General features: G+C 63.2%; 1 protein-coding gene. It reads left to right on the top strand.

Features of this window, described 5'->3' with window-relative positions; genetic code table 11:
* Positions 1 to 883, top strand: an 883-nt coding sequence (locus tag A6M56_RS17690; protein WP_286758266.1) for an MCP four helix bundle domain-containing protein, incomplete at both ends; no start/stop codon positions are given.

Here is an 883-nt window from a genome sequence, read left to right as displayed (position 1 = left end):
CCTTAAAATTGGCAAGCGTCTGGCCCTGGGATTCGGTCTGGTACTGCTGTGCGCTACGGCGCTGCTCGCGCTCGGGCTGTGGCGCATGAGCGACTTGCAGGCGAGCTCGGAACAGATCGTGACGGAAGACGTCGGGAACCTCGCCAACGCGTTGGAGATGCGCGAGGCGGGATGGTCGATCGCGCTGGCGCTGCGCCGGATCGCGACGCCGACCGACGCCACCGAAGGCGAACGCGAAGGCAAGCGGCTGGAATCGATTCTGGCTAGCTATGCAAAGTCGGAAGAGGCGCTGAAAAGGTATGCCGCCTCGGGGCAGACAAAGGCCCTGCTGGCCGCGGTCGTCGAGCAAAGGCAGGCGACCATGCCGGTGATCGAGAAAATCAAATCGCTGGTGGCGGGCGGGAATTACTTCGACGCCGCCGCGATGCTCAAGACCGATTTCCAGCCGCTGCACGACAAGTGGATCGCCAGCCTGGCCGCTCTCGCCGATTTCCAGCAGAAGGCCATGAAGGAGACGCTTGAAGCGTCGCGCCAGAATTACACGATCACGCAGATGGGCATGCTGGGCATCGGCATTCTCACCATTGCGCTAGGCGCGCTCATCGCGCTGTTCATCACGCGCACCATCACCGTCCCGCTGCAGAACGCGGCGCGCATCGCCGACACGATTGCCGGCGGCGACCTGACAACGAAGATCGAAGTCACGTCGCGCGACGAAGCGGGGCAACTGGTCAGCTCGCTCAAGATCATGCAGGAAAACCTGGCCAACACCGTCAAGAACATCAAGCAGGGCACGGAGACGATTTCGGTGGCTTCGCGCGAGATCGCATCCGGCAATGCCGACCTGTCGGCGCGCACCGAATCGCAGGCCAGCTCGCTGGAG

Origin of the sequence: Ralstonia sp. RL, assembly GCF_001683835.1 — a bacterium.
In the GTDB taxonomy this organism is placed as follows: Bacteria; Pseudomonadota; Gammaproteobacteria; order Burkholderiales; family Burkholderiaceae; genus Ralstonia; species Ralstonia mannitolilytica.
Note: the sequence above shows the minus strand (reverse complement) of the source record. Positions and strands in the feature narration are given on the sequence as shown.